The organism is Streptomyces sp. NPDC007264 (genome assembly GCF_042869095.1).
Taxonomy (GTDB): Bacteria; Actinomycetota; Actinomycetes; order Streptomycetales; family Streptomycetaceae; genus Streptomyces.
Genome location: NZ_JBIAFD010000013.1, coordinates 185,230 through 208,827, shown reverse-complemented (window position 1 = coordinate 208,827; position 23,598 = coordinate 185,230). Strand labels below are relative to the sequence as shown.

At 73.0% G+C, this 23,598-nt stretch carries 17 protein-coding genes; 15 read left to right on the top strand and 2 right to left on the bottom strand.

Annotated elements, in window-relative coordinates; translation table 11 throughout:
* Positions 1-66: 66 nt before the first annotated feature.
* Positions 67-1,356, top strand: a complete 1,290-nt coding sequence (locus ACFYMU_RS23180; RefSeq protein ID WP_388376214.1) for an NAD(P)/FAD-dependent oxidoreductase — start codon at positions 67-69, stop codon at positions 1,354-1,356.
* A gap of 93 nt (positions 1,357-1,449) precedes the next feature.
* Here the strand turns inward: ACFYMU_RS23180 and ACFYMU_RS23175 are convergent, their stop codons facing one another.
* Positions 1,450-2,346, bottom strand: coding sequence for a BTAD domain-containing putative transcriptional regulator (locus ACFYMU_RS23175; RefSeq protein WP_388376211.1), 897 nt, complete (start codon positions 2,344-2,346; stop codon positions 1,450-1,452).
* A gap of 202 nt (positions 2,347-2,548) precedes the next feature.
* The gene (locus ACFYMU_RS23170) at positions 2,549-3,232 is read right to left on the bottom strand and encodes a MerR family transcriptional regulator (RefSeq protein WP_388376246.1); all 684 of its coding nucleotides are present in this window, start codon (positions 3,230-3,232) and stop codon (positions 2,549-2,551) included.
* Positions 3,233-3,320: 88 nt separating this feature from the next.
* Between ACFYMU_RS23170 and ACFYMU_RS23165 the strand changes: the two genes are divergently transcribed.
* The 14 genes from ACFYMU_RS23165 to ACFYMU_RS23100 all read left to right on the top strand — a co-directional run bounded on the left by ACFYMU_RS23165 (position 3,321) and on the right by ACFYMU_RS23100 (position 23,479).
* Positions 3,321-3,746: a DUF3291 domain-containing protein gene (locus tag ACFYMU_RS23165; protein ID WP_388376208.1), complete on the top strand. Its 426-nt coding sequence runs from the start codon at positions 3,321-3,323 to the stop codon at positions 3,744-3,746.
* Between the two features lie 445 nt (positions 3,747-4,191).
* Positions 4,192-5,385, top strand: coding sequence for an isochorismate synthase DhbC (dhbC, locus tag ACFYMU_RS23160; protein ID WP_388376206.1), 1,194 nt, complete (start codon positions 4,192-4,194; stop codon positions 5,383-5,385).
* Positions 5,382-7,064: a (2,3-dihydroxybenzoyl)adenylate synthase gene (locus tag ACFYMU_RS23155; protein WP_388376204.1), complete on the top strand. Its 1,683-nt coding sequence runs from the start codon at positions 5,382-5,384 to the stop codon at positions 7,062-7,064. The genes dhbC and ACFYMU_RS23155 overlap by 4 nt, the downstream gene beginning before the upstream one ends.
* Before the next feature lie 11 nt (positions 7,065-7,075).
* On the top strand, positions 7,076-7,708 hold the full coding sequence (locus tag ACFYMU_RS23150; protein WP_388376201.1) for an isochorismatase family protein: 633 nt from the start codon (positions 7,076-7,078) through the stop codon (positions 7,706-7,708).
* A gap of 2 nt (positions 7,709-7,710) precedes the next feature.
* Positions 7,711-7,941 (top strand): phosphopantetheine-binding protein, encoded by a 231-nt coding sequence (locus tag ACFYMU_RS23145; RefSeq protein ID WP_388376199.1) that lies wholly within the window; start codon positions 7,711-7,713, stop codon positions 7,939-7,941.
* Entirely contained in the window at positions 7,938-11,849 is a 3,912-nt protein-coding gene (locus tag ACFYMU_RS23140) for an amino acid adenylation domain-containing protein (protein WP_388376196.1), read from the top strand. The genes ACFYMU_RS23145 and ACFYMU_RS23140 overlap by 4 nt, the downstream gene beginning before the upstream one ends.
* Positions 11,846-12,064, top strand: coding sequence for an MbtH family NRPS accessory protein (locus ACFYMU_RS23135; RefSeq protein WP_388376195.1), 219 nt, complete (start codon positions 11,846-11,848; stop codon positions 12,062-12,064). The genes ACFYMU_RS23140 and ACFYMU_RS23135 overlap by 4 nt, the downstream gene beginning before the upstream one ends.
* Positions 12,065-12,099: 35 nt before the next feature.
* The gene (locus tag ACFYMU_RS23130; RefSeq protein ID WP_388376192.1) at positions 12,100-13,170 is read left to right on the top strand and encodes a YncE family protein; all 1,071 of its coding nucleotides are present in this window, start codon (positions 12,100-12,102) and stop codon (positions 13,168-13,170) included.
* A 466-nt stretch (positions 13,171-13,636) separates the two neighbouring features.
* Positions 13,637-15,298, top strand: coding sequence for a DUF4192 family protein (locus ACFYMU_RS23125; protein WP_388376189.1), 1,662 nt, complete (start codon positions 13,637-13,639; stop codon positions 15,296-15,298).
* 200 nt (positions 15,299-15,498) lie between these two features.
* Entirely contained in the window at positions 15,499-17,565 is a 2,067-nt protein-coding gene (locus ACFYMU_RS23120; protein WP_388376187.1) for a glycogen debranching N-terminal domain-containing protein, read from the top strand.
* A gap of 131 nt (positions 17,566-17,696) precedes the next feature.
* Positions 17,697-18,455, top strand: coding sequence for an NUDIX domain-containing protein (locus ACFYMU_RS23115; RefSeq protein ID WP_388376185.1), 759 nt, complete (start codon positions 17,697-17,699; stop codon positions 18,453-18,455).
* Between the two features lie 123 nt (positions 18,456-18,578).
* Complete coding sequence (locus tag ACFYMU_RS23110; RefSeq protein WP_388376182.1) at positions 18,579-20,318, top strand: ATP-binding cassette domain-containing protein; 1,740 nt, start codon at positions 18,579-18,581, stop codon at positions 20,316-20,318.
* Between the two features lie 162 nt (positions 20,319-20,480).
* Positions 20,481-21,368: a FadR/GntR family transcriptional regulator gene (locus ACFYMU_RS23105; protein WP_388376180.1), complete on the top strand. Its 888-nt coding sequence runs from the start codon at positions 20,481-20,483 to the stop codon at positions 21,366-21,368.
* 578 nt (positions 21,369-21,946) lie between these two features.
* On the top strand, positions 21,947-23,479 hold the full coding sequence (locus ACFYMU_RS23100; RefSeq protein ID WP_388376177.1) for an RNA polymerase sigma factor: 1,533 nt from the start codon (positions 21,947-21,949) through the stop codon (positions 23,477-23,479).
* Positions 23,480-23,598 lie beyond the last annotated feature (119 nt).

Genomic DNA, 23,598 nt, shown 5'->3' with positions numbered 1-23,598 from the left:
CACCGCCCGGTCCGTGACGGCACCGCCGTGACGTCCGTAGGACATCGACCATGAAGGACATGACACATGACGCAACCCACCACCCCTCGTGTCGCCGTCGTCGGTGCCGGCGTGTCCGGCCTCTCCGCGGCCTACCACCTGCGCGAGCGCGCCCGTATCACGATCTACGAGCGGGAGGACCGCCTCGGCGGTCACGCGAACACGGTGGAGGTCGAGGACGACGGCCGGACTCTCGGCATCGACACGGCGTTCGTCGTCTTCAACCGGCCCGCCTACACCAATCTCTGCGAGTTCTTCGACGAGCTGGGCGTCGAGGCGGTCGAGCACAAGGGCGCCTTCAACTTCTTCGACCTGGACTCCGGTCTGGAGTACGGGACCAAGGAGCTCGGCCTGGCCGAGGAAGAGGTTGCCGCCCGCTACTCCGAGGAGTTCCTGACCATCTGGCGCGAGGCCCGCCGCTTCCACACCGAGGGCCGCAGGGACTTCGTCCGCAAGAAGGCCGACATTCCGCTCGGGGAGTACCTCGACCGCGGCGGCTACAGCCAGGCGTTCCGCAACTCGTACGTCATCCTGCTCTGCTCCGCGGTCTGGTCCATCCCGGCCGAACTCATCTGGCAGATGCCGGCCAGTACCGCCATCGCGTTCTTCATGGGTCACGACGAGGGCGGCCTCGGCGGCCGCCAGGTCGACTGGCGCACCGTCGGCGGCGGCTCCATCTCCTACGTGCGCAAGGCGCTCGCCGCCATCGGCCCCGAGATCCGCAGCGGCGAGCCCGTCACCGCCCTCCGCCAGGAGGCGGACGGCGTCACCGTCACGACCGCCCGGGGCAGCGAGCGCTACGACTACGTGGTGATCGGTGCCCACGCGGACGAGGCTCTCGCCATGCTCGACAACCCCACCGAGCACCAGCGGGAGGTCCTCTCCAAGGTCCGTTACAACTCCTCCTCGGTCGTCCTGCACACCGACCGCTCGGTGATGCCCGACGACCGCGGGCGCTGGGAGGCATGGAACTACGGGAAGGTCGCCGTCGGCGGTGAGGACCGCACGTACGTCGCCTACTACATGAACAAGCTCCATGGATTCACTTCGGAGAAGGACTATTTCGTCACCCTCGACTACCCGCGCGAGATCGATCCGCAGACGGTCATCGCCGCGTTCCCGTACACCCACCCGGTCATCGACATCCACGTCCGGAACATGCAGAAGGACATCTACGACGTCAATGCCGGAACCCGTGTGAAACTGTGCGGCGCCTACTTCCACGCCAAGCGGCACGGCGTCGACCAGATCGGTTCGCACGAGGCCGGGTATTCCTCGGGAATGGACGTCGCACGGCAGCTCCTCAGCGAGCTCTGAACGCTCCGACGGCACAAGAGCGCGCCCTCCGCTTCGGGCGGGGGGCGCGCTGTGGTGTGCCGGGACGTCGCCGAGCGGGCCTCGGCGCGCGCCTCAGGACGTCAGCACCTGACCGCTGAGCAGATCGGTCAGATACCCCATGACGGAGCGCGGCGACGGCTCCTCGACGGGCTCGACCGCACCCGTCCCACGAGGTGACGGACCGGTCCCGTGGGCCTCGGCGGCCGGATCGGTGAGCACGGGGGAGCAGACGCTGATCTGCTCGAGGCGGGCGGTCAGCAGCGGGGTCCGGTCGGTGACGGCGGCCAGCCGGCGCCGGGCGCGCTGGTACGCGCGGATCGCCTCGGGGCCGCGCCCGCAGCGGCACAGGGCCAGCATCAACTGGTCGTGGAAGCGCTCGCGCAGCGGATGGGCGGCCGTGATGTCCTCCAGTTCGGGGACGATGCCGTGGTGCCGACGGGTGCGCAGCGCGCAGTCGAAGTAGATCTCCAGTGCCTCCAGGCGCTCCCGTTCCAGGCGGTCGGCCAGGCTCGCGCAGAGCGGGCCCTGGGCGCTGCCCCCCAGCACGGCCCCGCGCCACAGGGCGAGGCCCCGGCGCAGCGACTCGTACGCGCTCTCGGGATCGTGTGCCGTGGTGCGGCGCGCCACCGCCAGGGTCCGGCCGAAGCGCCCGACGTCGGTTTCCGTCGCATCCGCGTCCAGGGCGTAACCGGGCCCGCGCGCCACGAGACGCTGAGTGTCGCGGCGTTCCGCTTCCAGTTGGTGCAGGGACTTCCGCAAGGCCGACACATGGACATTGAGGGTGTGGGCCGCCCCGCGTGGCGGAGTGGTGCCCCACAGTTCCCGGATGAGCCGGTCGCGGGGAACCGCGGAATGCGGCTGTGCGAGCAGGGAGCCGAGCAGCATTCGCTGTTTCGGGGCGTTCAGCGGCACGCTCCGGTCACGCATCTCGTCGTACAACTCGGGTGGGCCCAGAATCCGGAACTGCATTCCTCTGCCTTTCCGTGTGCGGTGGACGCACGGCATGCGCCGAACTGAGTTCCGCACACGAGAAGACCACGGAGAGGCGGAAGGGGGCCTGAGTCGTCGGTACTCACCTTGGCGGTCCGGGGCGGGCCGTGCCGCTCGCCGTCGGCGGGTTGCCCGCCGGCGGACGTGAGTACCGCTCACTCATGCTCCCTCGCCCCTCCCGTCAGGGCCGGGGAGGCGCGCTGGACGGGTCGTCGTCGCCATGACGCACGACGGACTCGGCCTCCTGCGCGAGCCGGCGCAGCGCCATCAGGGCCGGCTCCAGCAGGAAGGTCAGCAGCACCGCACGCTCCGCCTTCTCCAGCGGGTCCTTCAGCGACCTGAGCTCGTCGAGGTCCAGCCGGGCGGTCCGCGCCGCGAGTTCGGCGTACGGAAGGAGGGACCGCCAGTCGAAGTCCATGCCCAGCGATCGGAAGGTCTGCACGGTCCGGTCGATGATGCGCCGGGCCGGGTTGTACTCGGACACCGACCAGCCCATCGCCTCCAGGAGGTCGCCCGCCTCGGGGCTGTGCCCGTGCGGGGAGTCGGCCTCCTGCGGTGCCTCCGGTTGCGGTGCCTCCGGCGCGCCGTCGTCGGCGGGCCAGATGCCGACGACCAGGCCGAGCACCTGATGCGTACCCGTCCTGTTCTCCGAGATGGTGTCCAGGACGTGTCGGGCCGCGGCGACGGACAGCCCGCGGACCCCGACCAGCGCGCGGGCCAGCCGCAGCCGTCTGAGGTGCGACTCGTCGTACTCCGCCCGCGTCGCGCCCGTGGCGCGGCCGGGCGGCAGCAGGCCCTCCCGCAGGTAGTACTTGATCGTTGCGTTGGGCACCCCGCTCCGGCGACTGAGTTCCGAGATTCTCACGCGCGTCACCGCTCTTCCCCTGGCAATTGGGTAGCTCCACTGTCTAAGATAGATAGTGCCACTCACCAATCGTGGAGGCGAGACCATCGTGCCCACTCTTCCCTGGATCAAGCCGAATCCGGCCCCGCCCGACACGAGCGCCTTCGTCATGGCCTCCCGGTTCGAAGTGCGCTCCCCGAAGGACGTCCCCCGCTTCTTCCTGAAGTCCCTCTCCGCATGGGGACAGGTGCGCAAGGCCCCGGGCGCGCTCGGAGCCTCCCTCGAGGCCCAGCTCTTCAAGGGGGTCTTCTTCACCCTGTCCGCGTGGGAGAGCCGGGACGCGCTCTACACGTACGCCAGGACCGAGCCCCACAAGAGCGTCATGAGCGGACTGCGCTCCACCATGCGCGTCTCGACGTTCACCTTCTGGGAGGTGCCCGTGGAGCAGCTGCCGATCAGCTGGAAGGACGCCAAGCGGCGCATCGACGAACAGGCCCGCGCCGACGCGGCCCGCGGCGGCCGCGCCGTCCACTGACCACCCGGTCCGAGGACACCCCCGCCCTCGGACCGGGTACCCGCCCCTCGACTGCGGGCGTCGCCGAGCCGCGTGTGACGGCGGCTCGGCGTCGCCCGCCGCAGCGGTGTGCCCTCGCGCCACCCCTGCCCGCCGGCCCCCTGGGCAGCCCCATGTGGTCGAGCCCTCTGCTCCTCCTCGGCCGCGCCGGCCGGGACGTCGCCGCCGGATGTCAGGCCGTGTCAGACGGTGAGCCCGCGGCGACGTACCCCCGCTACTGTTCCGCACCGAGGTGCCCGGCGCGGGTTCTGATTCCCCCGCCGGACGAACCGGCGCCCGTCTCGTGTGCGCCAGGACGACCAGTCGATGCGTGACCCACACCGCTCCGGCGACGTGCTCGGCCACCCGCACTGACCGACCCCATCGGCCCCGGTACCCGCGTACCGGAGAACTCGGAGAACCCAAGGTGACCACGGTCCACGAGACACTCCGCGAGACCGACATCGGCGCCGTCGGCACGGCGACGGCCCTCCTCGACGCCTACCGGCCCGGCACGGACCGCTTCTTCGCCTCGCCGACGCGAACACTCCTCGCCCGTGGCGTGCGTGCCCATGTGGCCCACGACGAACGCCCGTTACCCGAACGCGTACGGGACGCCCTGACGGCGGCGCGCGCCGGAGGAGAGCCGGACCCCGTGGTGGTCGGTGCGATCGCCTTCGACCGCACCGCACCCGCCGCGCTCGTCGTGCCCGCCGCCCTGCGCAGGGCCCCGGCCCTCGGCGCGGACCCGCTGATCGCGCTCTCCGCACCCCGGCCCGAGCCCGTCGCCTGGACCGTGCGCCCCGTGCCCGCGCCCGACGACTACGCGGCCGCCGTCGGGGCCGCCGTGGACCGGATGAACGCCGGTGAGTTCGCCAAGGTGGTCCTCGCGCGGGCGCTCGACCTCACCGGCGACCGGGAGCCCGACATCCCCGCCATGCTGCAACGCCTGGCCCGCCGCGACGCCCACGGCCACACCTTCGCCCTGCCCACCGGCACCGGCGGCACCCTGCTCGGCGCCAGCCCCGAACTCCTGGTCTCGCGCCGCGGCACCACCCTGGTGGCCAATCCCCTGGCCGGCTCCACACCGCGCAGCGACGACCTCGCCGAGGACGTACGACGCGCCGCGGCGCTGCTGGAGTCCGCCAAGGACCTCCACGAGCACGCCGTCGTCGTGGACGCCATGCGCACCGCCCTCGCCCCGTACTGCACGGCACTCCACGTCCCCGAGCGGCCCACGCTGGTGAAGACCGCCGCCATGTGGCATCTGTCGACCACCATCACGGGCACCCTGGCCGCACCGTCGGTCTCCGCGCTGGAACTCGCCTGCGCCGTGCACCCCACGCCGGCCGTCTGCGGCGCGCCGACCGCCCTGGCACGCCAAGTCATCGGCGAACTGGAGCCCTTCGACCGGGGGCTGTACACCGGCGTCGTCGGGTGGGGCGACGCCGACGGCGACGGCGAGTGGGTGGTGACCATCCGCTGCGCCGAGGTCTCCGAGCGGGGCCTGCGCCTCTTCGCCGGAGCCGGCGTCGTGGCCTCTTCCGACCCGGCGGCCGAAACGGCGGAGACCGGCGCCAAGTTCCGCACGTTCCTGGACGCCGTGGGGGCCGCGCTGTGACCACCGAAGCGCCCGCCGGGCCCGCCTCCACCCCACCCGCCGGCCCGAAAGAGCCGGCCGACGCGCCCACCTGGCCCGCCGAGTTCGCGGAACGCTACCGTGCCGCCGGACACTGGCGCGGCGAGACGTTCGGGCAGATGCTGCGTGCACGGGCCGGTCAGCACCCGGACCGGATCGCCGTCGTCGACCCGGCCGGTGCCGGACGCCGCTGGACCTACGCCGAACTGGACGGCCGCGCCGACCGGCTGGCGTCCGGCTTCCTCGCCGCCGGCATCCGGCGGGGCGACCGGGTCGTCGTCCAGCTCCCCAATGTCGCGGAGTTCTTCGAGACCGTCTTCGCCCTCTTCCGGATCGGCGCGCTGCCGGTCTTCGCGCTGCCCGCACACCGGGATGTGGAGATCGCGTACTTCTGCTCGTTCAGCGAGGCGGTCGCCTACGTCGTCGCCGATGTGCACGAGGGGTACGACTACCGGGAACTGGCCACTCGCGTGAAGGCGAAGGCGCCCACGCTCCGGCACGTCTTCGTCGTGGGCGAGCCCGGAGAGCACACCCGGCTCGCCGACGTACCCCGCGACCCCGTCGCGCACGACGGGCCCGACGCGGGCGACCTCGCCTTCCTGCAGCTGTCCGGCGGCAGCACCGGCGTGCCCAAACTGATCCCGCGCACCCACGACGACTACCTGTACTCGGTGCGCGCCTCCGACGAGGTCTGCGCGGTCGACGAGCACAGCGTGTACCTCGTGGTCCTCCCCGTGGCGCACAACTTCCCGCTCAGCTCGCCCGGTTCGCTGGGTGCGCTGGCCGCGGGCGGGCGGGTCGTGCTGTGCCCGAGGCCCGACCCGGACACCGCGTTCCCCCTCGTCGAGCGGGAGGGCGTGACCCTCACAGGGCTCGTCCCGCCGCTCGCCCTGATGTGGACGGAGGCGGCGACCGCCGGCCGGTACGACCTGAGCAGCCTGGAGGTGCTGCTCGTCGGCGGCGCCAAGTTCAGCGAGGCGGCCGCGCGCCGTGTCCGGCCCGCTCTGGGCTGCGCGCTGCAGCAGGTCTTCGGCATGGCGGAGGGCCTGGTCAACTACACACGGCTCGACGACGACGAGGAGACCGTCGTCACCACCCAGGGGCGGCCGCTCTCACCCGACGACGAGATCCGCATCGTCGACGACGAGGACCGGGACGTCGCGCCGGGACGGACAGGACACCTGCTCACCCGCGGCCCCTACACGATCCGCGGCTACTGGCGCGCCCAGGAGCACAACGCGCGCTCCTTCACGGCGGACGGCTTCTACCGCACCGGTGACCTCGTACGGGCGACCCGCAGCGGTGACCTCGTCGTCGAGGGGCGCGCCAAGGACCAGATCAACCGCGGCGGCGAGAAGGTCGCGGCCGAGGAGGTCGAGAACGTCATCCTCGGCCACCCCTCGGTGCACGACGTCTCCGTGGTCGCCGTGCCCGACGACTACCTCGGCGAACGCACCTGCGCCTACGTCATCCTGCGCCAAGGAGCCGAACTGCGCCCCGCCGCGCTCAGACGGTTCGTACGGGAGCGGGGGCTGGCGGCCTACAAGGTGCCCGACCGGGTCGAGTTCGTCGACGCCTTCCCGCACACCGGGGTCGGCAAGGTCAGCAAGAAGGACCTGCGCACGACCGCCGCCGAGACCGCAGCCGCTTCCCACGATTAGGCGACCTCACCATGGGACTGCCCTCCATCGCTCCGTACCCCATGCCGTCCGGCTCCGAGCTGCCCGGCAACCGGGTCGACTGGACCGTCGACCCGTCCCGGGCCGTGCTGCTCGTCCACGACATGCAGAACTACTTCCTGTCCGCGTTCGCACCGGATGCGGCGCCGCTCACCGACCTCCTGGCGCGGACCGCCCGGCTGGCGGACGAGGCACGCCGGCGCGGCGTCCCGGTCGTCTACTCCGCGCAGCCCGGTGGTCAGAGTCCCGCGCTGCGCGGGCTGCAACTGGACTTCTGGGGGCTCGGGCTGCCCGACGACGCGCACGCTGTGGCCATCGCCTCCGCCGTCGCGCCGCAGGACGGCGACACCGTCCTCACCAAGTGGAAGTACAGCGCGTTCGTCCGCACCGAGCTGGCCGACTTCCTGGCGCAGCACGGCCGCGACCAGCTGATCATCACCGGTGTCTACGCGCACCTCGGGGTCACGATGACGGCCTGCGACGCCTGGATGCGGGACATCCAGTCCTTCGTCGTCGCGGACGCCGTGGCCGACTTCGGGGTGCGCGAGCACCTCGAGGCGCTGCGCTGGGCCGTGCGCTCGTGCGCGGTCGTCACCACCGCCGACACCGTCTTTTGGGGGGAGTGACCATGGCGCTGACCGTACAGCGGATACGTGAGGACGTCGCGGACGTGCTGGGGGAGGACCCCGCCGACATTCCCGACGACGAGAGCCTGTTCGACCACGGCCTCGACTCCGTCCGGCTGATGAGCCTCGTCGAGAGATGGCGGCGCGAGCACGGCGCCGAGATCTCCTTCGTCGACCTCGCCGACCGGCCCGCCATCGAAGCCTGGGCCCCGCTGCTGGGAGCCCACGCATGACGACCGCGCCCGAACAGGGCCTGCCGCTGACCGCCGCCCAGACGGGGATGTGGTACGCGCAGGCCCTCGACCCGGACAGCCCCGCCCTGAACACGGCCGAGTGCCTGGAGATCCACGGTCCCTTACGGCCCGGGCTCTTCGCGCAGGCCCTGCACCGCACCGCCGAGGAGGCCGAGGCGCTGCGCATGCGGATCGTCGGAACCCCCGACGGCCCACGGCAGTGTCCGTGCCCCGCCCCCGCACCCGGCCACGGGTTCCCGCTGCACACGGCGGACCTGCGCCCTGCGCCCCGCCCCGAGGCCGCCGCCCGGGACTGGATGGACCGCGACCTGGCCCTGCCGTTCGATCTCGCCACCGGGCCGCTCTTCCGGCACGCGCTGCTGCGGGTGGGTGACGAGCGCTGGCTGTGGTACCAGCGCGTGCACCACCTGGTCATGGACGGATTCGGCTACTCGCTGCTCGCCCGGCGCACCGCCGAGATCTACACGGCCCTCGCCGGGGGACGGCCGCCCGGCGACAGCCCCTTCGGCCGCTTCGACGAGCTGGTGGCCGACGATCTCGCCTACCGCGCCTCCGAGCGGTACGACATCGATCGCGCCCACTGGAGCGAGACCCTCGCCGACCGGCCCGAGGCACCCACGCCCGCCGGACGCACCGCACTGCCCTCCCGCACCTTCCTGCGCTCCAGCGCCCGACTGCCGGACGACGTCACCGCCCGGCTGCGGGCGGTCGCGGGCGACCTGCGGGCCACCTGGCCCGAGGTGATCATGGCTGCGCAGGCCCTGTACGTGTCGCGGGTCACCGCGCGCTCCGACGTGGTGCTGGGCCTTCCGCTGATGGGCCGGCTGGGCTCGGTGGCGTTGCGGGTGCCCGGCATGGTGATGAACGTGCTGCCGCTGCGGCTGGAGGTCCGTGCCACCACCACGCTCGCCGCGCTGACCCGGCAGGTGGTGCTCGGGGTACGCGCCGCGCGCCGGCACCAGCGCTACCGCTTCGAGGACATCAGGCGCGACCTGGGCCTGCTCGGCGAGGGCCGCCCGCTCGTCGGCCCGCTGATCAACGTGATGCCGTTCGACTACGAGCTCACCTTCGCCGGTGCCCCCGCCGTCCCGCACAACCTGTCCGCGGGCCCGGTCGACGACCTCACCGTCAACGTCTACGACCGCGCCGACGGCCGGGGCCTGCGCATCGACCACGACGCCAACCCCGCCCTCTACACCCGCGACGAACTCGCCACCCACCAGGAGCGGTTCCTCACCCTGCTCGCCCGGATCGCCGACTGCGATCCCGCCGCCCCCCTCGGTGAGCTCGGCATCGCCACCGACGAGGAGCGGCACCTGGTGCTGGCCGAGTTCAACGCCACCGGCCGGGACCTCCCGGCCACCACGCTCATCGGCCCCATCGAGGCCCAGGCCCGGCGCACCCCCGACGCCCCCGCCCTCGTCCACGGGCAGCGGACCCTGACGTACGCGGAACTCAACGCGCAGGCCAACCGCCTGGCCGGTCATCTGGCCGCCCGGGGCGTGGGCCCCGGCACGCTCGCCGCCGTCGCGCTGCCCCGCTCCGTGCGGCTGATCGTCGCCCTGCTCGCCGTCCTCAAGGCGGGCGGCGCCTACCTCCCGCTGGACCCGGGCTACCCGGCCGACCGGCTCGGTCACATGCTCGACGACGCCGACCCGGTCTGTGTCGTCACCGATGCGGCCACCGCCGGCCGGCTGCCCGGAAGCGGGCGCCGACACGTCCTCCTGGACCGCACCGACCTCGGGGATCTGCCGGCGGTCGACCCGCCGCGCGCGCTCACCCCGAGCCACCCCGCCTACGTCATCTACACCTCCGGCTCGACCGGCAGGCCCAAAGGCGTCGTCGTATCGCACTCGGCGATCGACAACCGGTTGCGCTGGATGCAGCACACCTACCCGCTGGCGCCCGGAGACCGCGTGCTGCAGAAGACGCCGTCGGGATTCGACGTCTCCGTGTGGGAGTTCTTCTGGGCCTTCCGGGCGGGCGCCACCCTCGTCCTCGCCGATCCCGAGGGGCACAAGGACCCGGCGTACCTGGCCCGCCTCATCCGCGAACAGGGCGTCACGGCCTGCCACTTCGTGCCCTCCATGCTCCAGGTGTTCCTGGCCGAACCGGAGGCGGCGGGGTGCACCGGGCTGCGCCACGTCTTCTGCAGCGGCGAGGCGCTGCCCCGTGAGACCGCGCACCACTTCCACCGTGTGCTGCCGTCCGTGCCGCTGCACAACCTGTACGGGCCCACCGAGGCCGCGGTCGACGTCAGCCACCACACCTGCACGGCCGACGGCACCGGCGCCGTTCCGATCGGCCGACCGGTGTGGAACACACGGCTGTACGTCCTCGACACGGCCCTTCAGCCGTGCCCGCCCGGTGTCGCGGGCGAGCTGTACCTCGCGGGCGTCCAGCTCGCCGACGGCTACCTCGGCCGCCCCGGTCTCACCGCCACCCGGTTCGTCGCCGACCCCTACGGTCCCGCCGGCTCCCGCATGTACCGCACCGGCGACCTGGCCCGCTGGACCCCCGAGGGGGAGGTCGTCTACCTGGGACGGACCGACCACCAGGTGAAGCTGCGCGGGCAGCGCCTCGAACCCGGCGAGATCGAGGCCCGCCTGGCGGACGTCGAGGGCGTCACCGGTGCCGTGGTCGTCCTGCGCGAGGACCGCCCCGGAGACCAGCGGCTCGTCGCGTACACCACCGGCAGCGCCCCGGCTCCGGACGAGTTGCGCGCCCGTCTCGCCGCCGTGCTGCCCGACTACATGGTCCCCTCGGCGTTCGTCGCCCTCGACGACTTCCCCCTCAGCCCGAACGGCAAGCTGGACCGGGCGGCGCTCCCGGCGCCCGCGACGACCGGCGGCGGCGACGGCGGCCGCGTCCCGCGCAATGTCACCGAGGAGACGCTGACCCGCCTGTTCGCCGAGGTGCTGGGCGTCGATCGGGTCGGTGTCGAGGACGGGTTCTTCGACCTGGGCGGCACGTCCCTGCTCGCCGCGCGCCTGATGTCCCGCATCCGAGACACCCTGGGGACGGCGACGCCGCTCGGCACGCTGTTCCGGGCGCCCACACCCGCCGCGCTTGCCGACCGGCTGACCGACGGCGGCGCGGGCGACACCGCCCTGGACGTCCTGCTGCCGCTGCGCGCCTCGGGCGGGCGCACTCCGTTGTTCGTGTTCCATCCGGCCGGCGGCATCAGCTGGTGCTACTCGGGCCTGCTGTCACGTCTCGGCCCGGACCAGCCGATCCACGGGGTGCAGGCTCGTGGGCTGCGGGAGGACGAACCGCTGCCCGCCACCATGGACGAGATGGCCGCCGACTACGCCGCCCGGCTGCGCACGGTCAGGCCGCACGGCCCGTACCGGCTGCTGGGCTGGTCCGTCGGCGGCGTCATCGCCCACACCGTCGCCGTCCACCTCCAGCAGGCGGGCGAGGCCGTCGAACTGCTGGCGCTGATGGACGCCTACCCCTCCGACCAGTGGCGTGACCTCGCCGGCCCGACCGAGGCCGACGCCCTCAACGCCCTGCTGCGCATGGCCGGGTACGAGGGCGGCAGCGGACTGACCCGTCAGGGCGTCCTCGAGGTGCTGCGCCGTGAGGGCAGCGCGCTCGCGGCGCTGCCCGAGCGCGTGCTCGACGCCGTCGTCGGCATCGTCATCAACAACGCCCGTCTGATGCGCACCCAGCGGCACCAGGTGTTCGACGGCGACCTGCTGTTCTTCACCGCCACCGCACCCCGCGCCGAGCACTGGCTGACGCCGCGGGCATGGGCACCGTACGTCACCGGGCCGGTCGAGGAGCACCCGGTGGAGTGCCTGCACCCGGAGATGACCCGCCCGGGCCCGCTCGACGAGATCGCCGCGGTGCTCGCGGCCCGCATGAAGGAACTCGACGGATGACCCGGCCCTTCGACCCCGACGACCCCGACGACCCCGACGACCTCACGCACCTGGTCCTGGCCGACGCCGCGGGCCGGCGGTCGCTGTGGCCGCGATGGCTGCGCGTTCCGCACGGCTGGACCGTCGAGTTCGGGCCCGCCTCGTACGAGGACTGCCTGCGCCGGACCGAAGTCCCACCGACCGGCCGGAACGCCCCCGCCTCATCCACCCCCTGACACCTGATCCTGATCCTGATCCTGGAGGAAACGCCATGTCCGGCACCCGCAACCCGATCGCCCGTCGCGCCGTCCTCGGCGCGGCGCTCGCCACAGGCGGCGCGCTCGCCACGGCCGCCACGGCGTCCGCCGCCACGCCGAAGCGGCCCCACGCGAAGGAGTTGTCCTACACCGTGAAGTCCGCCCCACTCGCCCAGGGGCTCTATCAGGTCGCCCACTCCGCACGCAACGACGTGCTGTGGGTGACCCGCTCCGTCGGCTACCCCCCGGTCACCCAGTCCCAGCTTCTCAAGGTGGACCCTCGGTCGCTGGAGGTGCTGGCGGCCTACACGCCGCCGGTCGTCGACGAGAACACCGGTGAGCTGGAGGCCGTCTACGGCGTGGCCGTCGACGACGTGCGCAACACCGTGTGGGTCTCCGCCACGCTGGCCAACTCCCTCGCCGTGTACAGCCAGCGCACCGGCCGCCACCTGGCCGTGCTGCCCGGCGTGCAGCACTCGCGGGACGTCGCCATCGACCAGGTGCGCGGCCTGGCCTGGTGCGGCGCCCTTCTGGACGGCAGCATCGTCGCCTTCGACCTCAACACGTACGAGGAGAGGAGGCGGGTCACCGTCGAGGGCGCCTGGCCCGCGGGCGTGGCCGTCGACCCGTTCACCGGCAACGTCTACGCCGCGGACCTGGCCAAGAGCCGTCTGATCGAGGTGGCCCACGGTTCCGACCAGCCGAGGATGCTCCCCGCCGGGGAGGGCAGCGTCGACGTGGTGCTGTCCGTCGACGGCCGCACGGCCTACACCGCCAACCAGACCGCCGGGTCCGTCTCCGTCGTCGACCTGGTCACGGGCGAGATGAAGAACGAGATCAAGACCGGCGCCGGGACGCTCGCCGTGGCGGTCGACGCGTGCACGGGCCATGTGTTCGCCGCCAACAAGGACGCCGGGACCACCACAGTCGTCGACCCCCGCCGTGGAACCCTCGTGGCCGAGATCGCCACCGGTGCGAACACCGACCACGTCATCCTCGCCCACGGCACGGCCTATGCGGTCGACAAGGCGGCGGCCGGTCCGGAGGCCGTCGACTCGATCCACCGCATCACCGCCGTGCGCTGACGCGACGTCCGGCAACGCGCGCCGATCCGCAGGATCCGGGCCCGCACGCCAGGCCCCCGACCGCGGGCGGGCGTTCGGGTCTCCGGCCGGGGGGTGTGCGCGGTCCTCGGCCGGCGTGCGCGCGGTCTTGGGCGGGGCGTGCGCACGGTCCTCGGCCGGGGCGGGCGGGCGATCCACGGCCGCGGCGGGCGGGCCTTCAGCCGGGATGTGCGGCTCTCTCGGGGTGGAGTCCTGGCCGCTCGTCGGGACGGGCAGGACTCCCGCCGGGGTGGGCGAGCCCGGGGCCGTGCTGTGCGGGTCCTCCGCTGTGGGGCGCGGGTGTTCACGGGTCATGGCGTCCATGCAACCCGACCGTTCGGACATCGGGCGAGCGGGCCACCTGACCTGTGGACAACTCCTGGCGTGCTCATGGCCGGGGTTGTCCACAGGTCAAGCGGAATTCCATGATCCGCGAGAGGGTCGCCGCATGACGAACCATGACGAAGCGGCCGGCTCCTCCGGCCCCGGTGACACGAGCGGATCCGGGTGCGACGGAAGGGAGCCCGCGGTGCACAGCGGACACGATCCCTCGGTGGGACTCCCCGGTGAGCTTCAGGTCACGCTCCGCACCCCGGCCGAGCTGGCCGACGCCCTGCCCTACCTTCTCGGGTACCGCCCCGAGGACAGCGCGGTGCTGGTCGCGCTGCACGACGGGGAGAAGCGGGGAGGGTTCGGCGGGCGCGCACGACTCGGCATCCCCGCTCACCCCGACGACTGGCCGTCCGTGGCCGAGCGCCTGGCACACGGGCTGGTGACCGGCAGCGAGCGCAGGGGCTCCCGGCCGGGGCACATGATCGCCTACCTCGTCCAGGAACCGGCGAACGGCGAGACGGGGCGCGACGTGATGGAGCGTCTTCGCCCCCTCGCCCAGCTGCTGCGCACGGCATGCGGTCGCCTCGACGTTCCCGTGGTGGAGGCCCTCTGCATCTCCGACGGCCGCTACTGGTCGTACTGTTGCCCGAGCCCGGGGTGCTGTCCGCCCCAAGGGCGGCCGATGGGCCTGCCGGGCACCTCCGTCCTGGCTGCGGCCGCGACCTACGCGGGCCTGCAAGTGCGCGGCAGTCTGAAGGAGTTCAGGGCGAGACTCACGCCCCGGGAGACGACGGCCGCCCTCGACCAGGAGGCCGCTCTGGACGCCGCGAGCCTGGCCCTCGTTCCGAGGATCCTGGGCGAGGGCACCCGCGAGGAGGTCGCCGCACGGACGCTGGAACTGGCGGAGCTCGTCATGGCGCGCTTCGCGGAGGCCCCGTCCGTGTCCGGCACCCTGTCGGCGGACCTGCGTGACGACGACCTGCTCGCACACGACGAGGCCGCGGCCCTGATCCTCGGCCTCCAGGACCGCACGACCCGCGACCGCGCCGCGGAGTGGATGGAGGGCGCGGAAGCCCTGCTGGCCCTGCGACTGTGGCGCGCCCTGGCCCGCCGCTGTGTCGCCTCGTACGGCGAGCACGCCGCCGCGCCTCTGACACTCGCCGGGTGGGTCGCATGGTCGACGGGGGACGAGCTCGAAGCCCGCGAAGCCTTCGCCATGGCCCTGGGCGCCGACCCGGACTACCTCTTCGCCCGCCTCCTGCACCAGGCGTGCAACGAGGGCCTGGACCCGGAGTCCGTCCGCCGCTGCCTGCGGTCGGAGAGGGCGGGCCGCGGGACGCAGGAGTCCGACGAGGCCGCCGGGGCGGGGGAGACGGCCGACGGGACGGGGGAGACGACGGAGGGGCGGCCGGTCACGACGCCGCCGGGTGGCGCCGCACCGCCCTTGGCCGGCCCGGCCCGCAGCACGGACCCGGAGCGCGTCGAGGGGAGCGACCGACCTGCCGGGGCGCGCCCTGTGAGCGGCGGCGATCGGCCGGCGCACCGTTCAGCGGACATCCCCACGACAGCCGAGGCTCCCCACCGGCGTCCGGCCGACGGCCCCGGCCGCGGCGGCGGGCCGCGGCGCCGGGCCGAGGCTGCGACCAGCGGGTTCACGCGGCCGGCTCGGCCGACCCGGCCCGGCCGCCCGGCTCCCCACCGGCGCCCGGCCCGCCCGGCTCGGCCCGGGATCCGGCGCGGTGGTGCCGGTCGCCGCGCGGACGAGGAGGGCACATGAGCGCACCCTGCTTCTCGACGCACCGCCATTCGGTCGTCATCCCGGCCCGCGGGCGTGACTCGGAGCAAGCCCCATCCGTTCACCTGAGTGGCCGAACCCTTGATCGGGTCGTGCCGCCGCACCGCGCACCACCCCCTCCGGAGCCCCTCACCCGGCGCCGGGCGCGCCCAAGGCGTACCGAGTGCAGAGGAAACCGCATCATGACCCCGCCCAGACCACCCCTCTCCCAGGACGGCGACCGACCTTCCCGACACGACCGTGCGGCACCCCCCTCCACGGGGGGCGTCGCACCGCCCGCACCGCGTTCCCCGCGCGGTCCGATCGACCTCCCGCCGGCCCACAGCGTGCTGATCTGCGTCGCCCTTCCCGGACTGGCCATCTCCACCGACCGGGGACAGCTGACCGGCCACGGCCTGGAGGGCTTCTACCGCGCGGGCCGGCGCGTGCTCTCCCGCTGCCAGGTACGGGTGGCGGGGCGGGAACCGCTTGCGGTGCAGGCCCGGATGATCGCGGCCGACCGGGCCCGGTTCGTGGGCACGGTTCACGCGGCCCCCGACGCCGGTCCGGACCCGGATGTCGTCGTGGAACGCATCAGGTCCGCGGACGGCGTCGAGCGGATCATTCTGCGCAGCGCGGCGCCGCGCGTGCTGCGCCTGCCCGTCGAGGTGGCTCTCGGCACGGACCTCGCGGACCTGCGCGCGATCGCCTCGGGCACGAGCGGGGACGAGCTCTCCGCCACCGTCCACGACTGCGGGCTGCGCTGGTCCTGCCCGAAGGGCGACTCCGCGGTCACGGCCGATCCTCCGCCGGCCGATGCCCTCGCCTCCGCCGGGCTGCTGCGCTGGGAGCTGGAGCTTCCGCCGGGAGGGACCCGGAGCGTGGAGCTGCGGGTACGGCAGGGCGGCGCGAGACCGGCCAGAGCCGTCGGACGTGGCACCTCCGACCCGCTCGCCGGCGCCGAAGCCACCGGAGACGACCCCCGCATCCAGCCGCTGCTGCGCACCTGCGTCGAGGATCTCCGGGCGCTGCTCCTGCGCGACCGGGTCCGCCCCTTCGACGTCCATCTCGCGGCGGGAGCGCCCTGGCGCTGCGGTCCGTCGCCCGCAGAGTCCCTGGCGGCGGCCCGGATGGCCCTCCCGCTCGGCACCCGGCTCGCCGCGGGCACACTGCGGATCCTGGCCCGCACCCAACTCCGGGGCCCCGGAGTCCGCTCGGGCGTGATCCCCGGCCCCCGGCGGGACGCGGGGGCGCACCTCCCGCCGCGCTGCACCGGTACCGAAGCCACACTGCTGTTCCCCGTACTCCTGGCGGAGGCCCGGCGCTGGGGACTTCCGGACCGGGAGACCGAGGAGCTGCTGCCCGCGGCCGAGCAGTGTCTGCGGTGGCTGCGCACCACCGTCGGCGACGGCGCGTACCTCCCCGACCCGCAACCGGACGGCCCGCTGCGCTGCGAGACGCAGGCCCACGCCCACCGGGCGGCGCTTCTCGGCGCCGATCTGCTCGACGCCTGTGGGCGCCCGGGCGGGCCGGAGCTGTGCCAGTGGGCCGAGGCGCTGCGCGACGCCTTCTCGGAGGGCTTCTGGATCGAGGACCGGTCGGGCGGCAGGCCGGCGGCCGCCCGTACCCGGGACGGACGCCTCGTGCCCCACCTCGGCGCGGGCGCCGCCCATCTTCTCGACACCGGTCTGCTCGGATGCGGCGCCCTGGCACCCGGACTGCTCGACAAGGCGCGGACCGAGCAGCTGGCGCGGCTGCTCTCCGGTCCGGCCATGGACTCGGGCTGGGGGCTGCGCGGCCTGGGCACCGATGCGGCGGTGTACAACCCGTTCGGGCACCGCGGTGGGGCGGTGCGGGTGCAGGAGACCGCGGTGGCCGTCGCGGGGCTGGCCGCCGCCGGCCACGAGGAGGCGGCGAGTGGCCTGCTGCGGGGGCTGCTGGCGGCGGCGGAGGCGTTCGACTACCGGCTGCCCGAGATGTTCGCGGGCGAGCCGCGTACGGAGGGGAGCGCCCCGCCGCCGCACCCGGCGGCCTGCCGCCCCGCCGCCGTGGCGGCCGCGGCGGGCGTGCTGCTCCTGACCGCGCTCACCGGAGTCCGACCGGACGTCCCGGCCGGGACGGTGACCCTGTGCCCGGTCCGCAGCGCACCGCTCGGCGAGATCGTTCTGACGGGCCTGAGGCTCGCGGGCGCCCCCTTCTCCGTGCGCGTCGGGCGGCTCGGTCTCGCCATGGTGGAGGAGGCGGCCGACGGATTGCAGTTGGGCGTGTGACCTCGGACGACGTGGATGCGGACCGTGAACGGAGGCCGTCGGTGAGAGCCGTCCCGGACAGAGGTGGACCCACCGTCGAAGCGGTTCAAGAAAGGAGTGTTTATCGTCAGGCAGACGACTATGATCACGACATGCCCTACGACCCGTCAGCCTTTCCGCCTTTCGCTGTCACCGTGGACCTGGTCGTGCTGACCGTGCGCCGCCATGCCCTGTGCGCGCTGGCGGTGCGAAGGGGCGAGCCGCCGTTCCAGGGGCGGTGGGCGCTGCCAGGCGGCTTCGTGCGGGCCGACGAGGACCTGGCGCAGGCCGCGGCCCGCGAGCTGGCCGAGGAGACGGGGCTGCGCGCCCACGACCCGTCCGCACCGGCGCAGGACAACGGCGCCCACCTCGAGCAGTTGGCCACCTACGGGGACCCGAAGCGCGATCCTCGCATGAGAGTGGTCAGCGTCGCCCACCTCGCGCTCGCTCCCGATCTGCCCCCGCCCCGTCCCGGCGGTGACGCCAACAGCGTGCGCTGGGCCCCGGTGGAGGAGCTGCTGCAGCAGGGCGGCTACGGCAGGGACGGGGAGCAGGCGGCGCCGCTCGCCTTCGATCATGCGCAGATCCTGGCGGACGGCGTCGAACGCGCCCGTTCCAAGATCGAGTACTCGTCGCTGGCCACCGCCTTCTGCCCGCCCGAGTTCACCGTCGGCGAGCTGCGCCGCGTCTACGAGGCCGTGTGGGGCGTGGCACTCGACCCGCGCAACTTCCACCGCAAGGTGACCGGTACGCCCGGCTTCCTCGTCCCCACGGGCGGCACGACGACCCGGCAGGGCGGTCGCCCGGCACAGCTCTTCCGTGCGGGTGGCGCCACCCTGCTCAACCCGCCGATGCTGCGCCCTGAAGTCTGATCACCGCGCGGGCCCCGCTCGGACGACGGGCCCTCCTGCGGATGGCCGAAAGAACGGAGGTCTGCGCCGCACCACTCCTCACGATGCCCGGAAAACCGGACAAATCGCGCTATCTTGCTTCGGGTGATCCAGGCGATCGGACTGACCAGCACATCCGACAAGGACCTTCCGCCCGCCGTCGACGACGTGTCCTTCGAGGCGCACCCAGGCTGTGTCACCGCCCTCCTCGGAGCCTCCGGTGCGGGCAGGACGACGGTGCTCCGGCTCATGCTCGAACTCCAACCGGGCCGCGGCATCACCTACTTCCGGGGCCGCCCGCTGCGCCGTGTCGCCCACCCCTCCCATGAGGTGGGTGTCCTCCTCGGCGATGTCCCCGGGCATCCGGCGCGGACGGTCCGCGGACAATTGCGCATGCTCTGCGCGGCCGCGGGGGTCGCGGGCCGCCGGGCCGACGAGGTTCTCGAGCTCGTCGGCCTCTCCGGTCTGCGCGATGAGCGGCTCGGCAGCCTCTCGCGCGGCATGGACCGGCGCCTCGGCCTTGCCTGCGCCCTCCTCGCCGACCCGCACGCGCTCGTGCTCGACGACCCCGTCGAGGGCGTCTCCGCGCGCGAGGGGCGCTGGCTGCACGGCGTCCTGCGCGCGCACGCGGCCCGGGGCGGCACCGTCCTGTTCACCACGGGAGATCCCCAGGAGGCCGCGCGCACCGCCGACCACGTCATCACGCTCGACCGGGGCCAGGTGGTCGCCGATCAGCCGGGGGCCGACTTCGCCCGCACCCGGCTGCGGCCCCGCGTGGCCGTCAACAGCCCGCACGCCGCCCGCCTCGGCACCCTGCTCGCCAAGGAGGCCAGAATGACGCGGCGTTCCGTGGAAGTCGTCCACGAGGGCGGCAACCGGCTGTCCGTGTACGGAAGTACCTGCGCCGACGTCGGCGACACCGCCTTCCGGCACGGCGTCCTCATCCATCAACTCGCGCACGAGGTCGGCGACATGGGGCCGAACGCGGGTGCCGAGAGCATCCCGTCCCCGCGGTCCGAGGCCTGGGAGCCGGGCGATCTGCCCCCGATCCCGCCCCCCATCAGCGTGCGGCCTTCCGCCGGTCCCCTGCGGCCGCTGCGGTACGAGCTGCGCCGCGCCGCCGGAATCGGCACCGGTTATGTCACCGCGGCCGCCGTGCTCGTCGTCTCCGCCCTGGTCTCCCTCCTTCTCGCGCGTGGTGGCCACACCCCCCAGGACCGCCTGCTGGCCGCCTGGCCCCAGCAGTTCCCGCTGCCTCCGGCGGCACTCGGCGCCGGACTGCTCGGCGCCGTCGCGTTCGGTGACGAGTTCCGGCACCCCGCTCTGGCCGCAGATCGCGGAACCGTCCCCCGACGACTGGGACTGCTCGCCGCGAAACTCCTCGTCACCGGGGCCACGGCGCTGCTGCTGGCCGTCCTGACCGTCGGCTGCGACATCGAGTTGCTCTATCTCGTCCACGGGCGGGAGCTCACCGGGCTTCCCGCCGACTGGCCGTCCCTGGGCGCGAGTTGGATCGGCCTGATCGTCGGCTGCGCCTGGGCCGGCGTGCTGGCGGCCGGCATCTTCCGCTCCACGACCGCCGGCCTCGCCGCGGTGCTCGCGGTGCCGGTCGCCGTCGTACCGCTCCTGCAGAAGGCACTGGAGGGTCCGTCCGTTCGGGCCGCGGCCGGTTTCACCGCACGCATGCGCGAGCTGATGCTGTTGCAGTGGCCCTTCGGCGGGGAGCGCTACCTGGCCGCCGTGGCGCGCGTGCTCGCGCAACCCGTGGGCAGCGCACTGGCCTTGTCCCTGACCGCGCTGCTCTGTGCGTATCTGTTCACCACGGTGCGCAGCAGAGCCCGATGACCGCCCGCGTGCCCATCTGTTCTCCCCGTGTGCACAACTTCCCCGGGAAGCGCCCATTTCTTTCCGATAAGGCGTCAATTGCGACGGGGTGAGCGATCACCCTTTCGTGTGCTTTTCACCAAAGACCTCAAGGGAGTTGGAGAGGGCGCCGACAAAAGATCCGTGAGTACCCTTGCGCACACCATGATGACCGCCGCCCGCTCCGCAGACTCCGGCCTGGCCGGACCGGGCGAACTCGACCGTTACCCCTACGCCGAGGCGCCCGCCGCCGACCGCGTCGGCACACCCTCGTGGGAGGGCTCGGACCCGGAGCTGGGCCGTGTCGGCCGGCGCGCCGCGGGCAGCCGCGGACGCGGCCTGCACGGCCAACTCGTCCAGCAGCTCGGCCAGATGATCGTCTCCGGCGACCTGGGCGCGGATCGCCCGCTGGTGCCCGAGGAGATCGGCCAGCGCTTCGAGGTGTCCCGCACCGTCGTCCGTGAGTCGCTGCGCGTCCTGGAGGCCAAGGGCCTGGTCAGTGCCCGACCGAACGTCGGCACGCGCGTGCGCCCTGTGGCCGACTGGAACCTCCTGGACCCGGACATCATCGAGTGGCGGGCCTTCGGGCCCCAGCGCGACGACCAGCGCCGCGAGCTCAGCGAGCTGCGCTGGACCATCGAGCCGCTGGCCGCGCGCCTGGCCGCCGGGCACGGGCGTGAGGAGGTGCAGCAGCGGCTCGCCGACATGGTGGAGATCATGGGCCACGCCCTGGGGCAGGGCGACTCCCTGACCTTCGCGCGTGCCGACGCGGAGTTCCACTCGCTGCTCATCCAGGTCGCCGGCAACCGCATGCTGGAGCACCTCTCGGGGATCGTCTCGGCGGCCCTCCAGGTCTCCGGCGGCCCCGTGACGGGGTGCGAGCGCCCGAACGAGACCTCCCTGGCCCAGCACGCCCGCATCGCCGACGCCCTCGCGGCGGGCGACGGGGCGGCGGCCGAAGGGGCCATGCGCCAACTGCTCACGGTCCACCCCGAGGTGGAGCGCGTGGTGCCCGCGCCGCGCGAGCACTGACCGCGCGGCGCGGACGGTGCGACGGGTAGTGGGCGACCCCTTCGGCCGGCGCCCGGTCCGCACGGTCGACGGCCGTCGCCGGGAGCCCCGCGCCCGCCGCCGGACTCCGTCGGATCCTCCCGGGACCCGGCGGAGCCCGGCGGAGCCGGCGGCGCGGCCCGGCACCCGCGGCCGACGCGGTCACGGACGGACGCCGTCACCCTGGACGGAGCCGACCGGGAGAGCGGCGGCGGACCGGGAGATCCCGGCGCCCGGCATCGGTCCACGGTGCGACGACGGGTGGAGCGTCGTACCCGGGAGGCGATCGCGGCACCGAATGACCACTTCTGCCCATATCTGAACGCCTTTAAGCGGTTACGGGGTGTGACTCGGGCCACGCAGATTGGGCGTAACGCTCTTCGGGACTGCGCGATGACCTAAGAGGTGACAGCCGAGGAGGGAATACGGACGTCGTTCGCGGCGCTGTGCATCCTCCAGGCCCCCGCCCGCACCGTCGGCCCATCCCCAAGCCGGCGGTCGGCTCCTGTCCGCTGTGGACGGGGCCGGAAGCCGTTTTCCAACGTTCCGAGAGGTTGTTCGTGTCGGCCAGCACATCCCGTACGCTCCCGCCGGAGATCGCCGAGTCCGTCTCTGTCATGGCTCTCATTGAGCGGGGAAAGGCTGAGGGGCAGATCGCCGGCGACGATGTGCGTCGGGCCTTCGAAGCTGACCAGATTCCGGCCACTCAGTGGAAGAACGTACTGCGCAGCCTCAACCAGATCCTCGAGGAAGAGGGTGTGACGCTGATGGTCAGTGCCGCAGAACCGAAGCGCACCCGAAAGAGCGTCGCAGCGAAGAGCCCGGCCAAGCGCACCGCCACCAAGACCGTCGCGGCGAAGACGGTGACGGCCAAGAAGGCCGCCGTCCCCGCCGCCCCGGCCGCCCCGGTCGCCGACGACCCGGCTGAGGAGGCGCCCGTCAAGAAGGCCGCTGCCAAGAAGGCGACCGCCAAGAAGACGGTCGCGAAGAAGGCCGTCGCGAAGAAGACGGCGGCGAAGAAGACGACCGCCAAGAAGGACGACGTCGAGATCGTCGAGGAGGACGTGCTCGAGGAGGCCCCCGGCAAGGCCGGCGAGGAGCCCGAGGGCACCGAGAGCGCCGGCTTCGTGCTCTCCGACGAGGACGAGGACGACGCGCCCGCACAGCAGGTGGCCGCCGCCGGCGCCACCGCCGACCCGGTCAAGGACTACCTCAAGCAGATCGGCAAGGTCCCCCTGCTCAACGCGGAGCAGGAGGTCGAGCTCGCCAAGCGCATCGAGGCCGGCCTCTTCGCGGAGGACAAGCTGGCCAACGCCGACAAGCTCGCCCCCAAGCTCAAGCGTGAGCTGGAGATCATCGCCGAGGACGGCCGCCGCGCCAAGAACCACCTCCTGGAGGCGAACCTCCGTCTCGTGGTCTCCCTCGCCAAGCGCTACACCGGTCGCGGCATGCTCTTCCTGGACCTCATCCAGGAGGGCAACCTCGGTCTGATCCGCGCGGTCGAGAAGTTCGACTACACCAAGGGCTACAAGTTCTCCACGTACGCCACCTGGTGGATCCGTCAGGCGATCACCCGCGCCATGGCCGACCAGGCCCGCACCATCCGCATCCCGGTGCACATGGTCGAGGTCATCAACAAGCTGGCGCGTGTGCAGCGCCAGATGCTCCAGGACCTGGGCCGCGAGCCCACTCCTGAGGAGCTGGCCAAGGAGCTCGACATGACCCCGGAGAAGGTCATCGAGGTCCAGAAGTACGGCCGCGAGCCCATCTCGCTGCACACTCCGCTGGGCGAGGACGGCGACAGCGAGTTCGGCGACCTCATCGAGGACTCCGAGGCCGTGGTCCCGGCCGACGCGGTCAGCTTCACGCTTCTCCAGGAGCAGCTGCACTCCGTCCTCGACACCCTGTCCGAGCGGGAGGCGGGCGTCGTCTCCATGCGCTTCGGTCTCACCGACGGTCAGCCGAAGACCCTCGACGAGATCGGCAAGGTGTACGGGGTCACCCGTGAGCGCATCCGCCAGATCGAGTCCAAGACGATGTCGAAGCTGCGTCACCCGTCGCGCTCCCAGGTGCTGCGCGACTACCTCGACTAGGTCTCGGCGGTGTACGCCGAGGGCCCGGTTCCTCAGGGAACCGGGCCTTCTGCGTGTGCGGGATGGGGAGAGCTGGATCACTGTAGGTGTTCTATGGACACCTCACAGTAAGGAGCGCC

Excerpts from the sequence above, each read along its gene's own strand:
- ACFYMU_RS23175 (WP_388376211.1), bottom strand. The coding sequence starts at position 2,346 with ATGCAGTTCCGGATTCTGGGCCCACCCGAGTTGTACGACGAGATGCGT.
- ACFYMU_RS23135 (WP_388376195.1), top strand. The coding sequence starts at position 11,846 with ATGACCCGGCCCTTCGACCCCGACGACCCCGACGACCCCGACGACCTC.
- ACFYMU_RS23125 (WP_388376189.1), top strand. The coding sequence starts at position 13,637 with ATGACGAACCATGACGAAGCGGCCGGCTCCTCCGGCCCCGGTGACACG.
- ACFYMU_RS23180 (WP_388376214.1), top strand. The coding sequence starts at position 67 with ATGACGCAACCCACCACCCCTCGTGTCGCCGTCGTCGGTGCCGGCGTG.
- ACFYMU_RS23115 (WP_388376185.1), top strand. The coding sequence starts at position 17,697 with ATGCCCTACGACCCGTCAGCCTTTCCGCCTTTCGCTGTCACCGTGGAC.
- ACFYMU_RS23150 (WP_388376201.1), top strand. The coding sequence starts at position 7,076 with ATGGGACTGCCCTCCATCGCTCCGTACCCCATGCCGTCCGGCTCCGAG.
- ACFYMU_RS23120 (WP_388376187.1), top strand. The coding sequence starts at position 15,499 with ATGACCCCGCCCAGACCACCCCTCTCCCAGGACGGCGACCGACCTTCC.
- ACFYMU_RS23140 (WP_388376196.1), top strand. The coding sequence starts at position 7,938 with ATGACGACCGCGCCCGAACAGGGCCTGCCGCTGACCGCCGCCCAGACG.
- ACFYMU_RS23145 (WP_388376199.1), top strand. The coding sequence starts at position 7,711 with ATGGCGCTGACCGTACAGCGGATACGTGAGGACGTCGCGGACGTGCTG.
- ACFYMU_RS23130 (WP_388376192.1), top strand. The coding sequence starts at position 12,100 with ATGTCCGGCACCCGCAACCCGATCGCCCGTCGCGCCGTCCTCGGCGCG.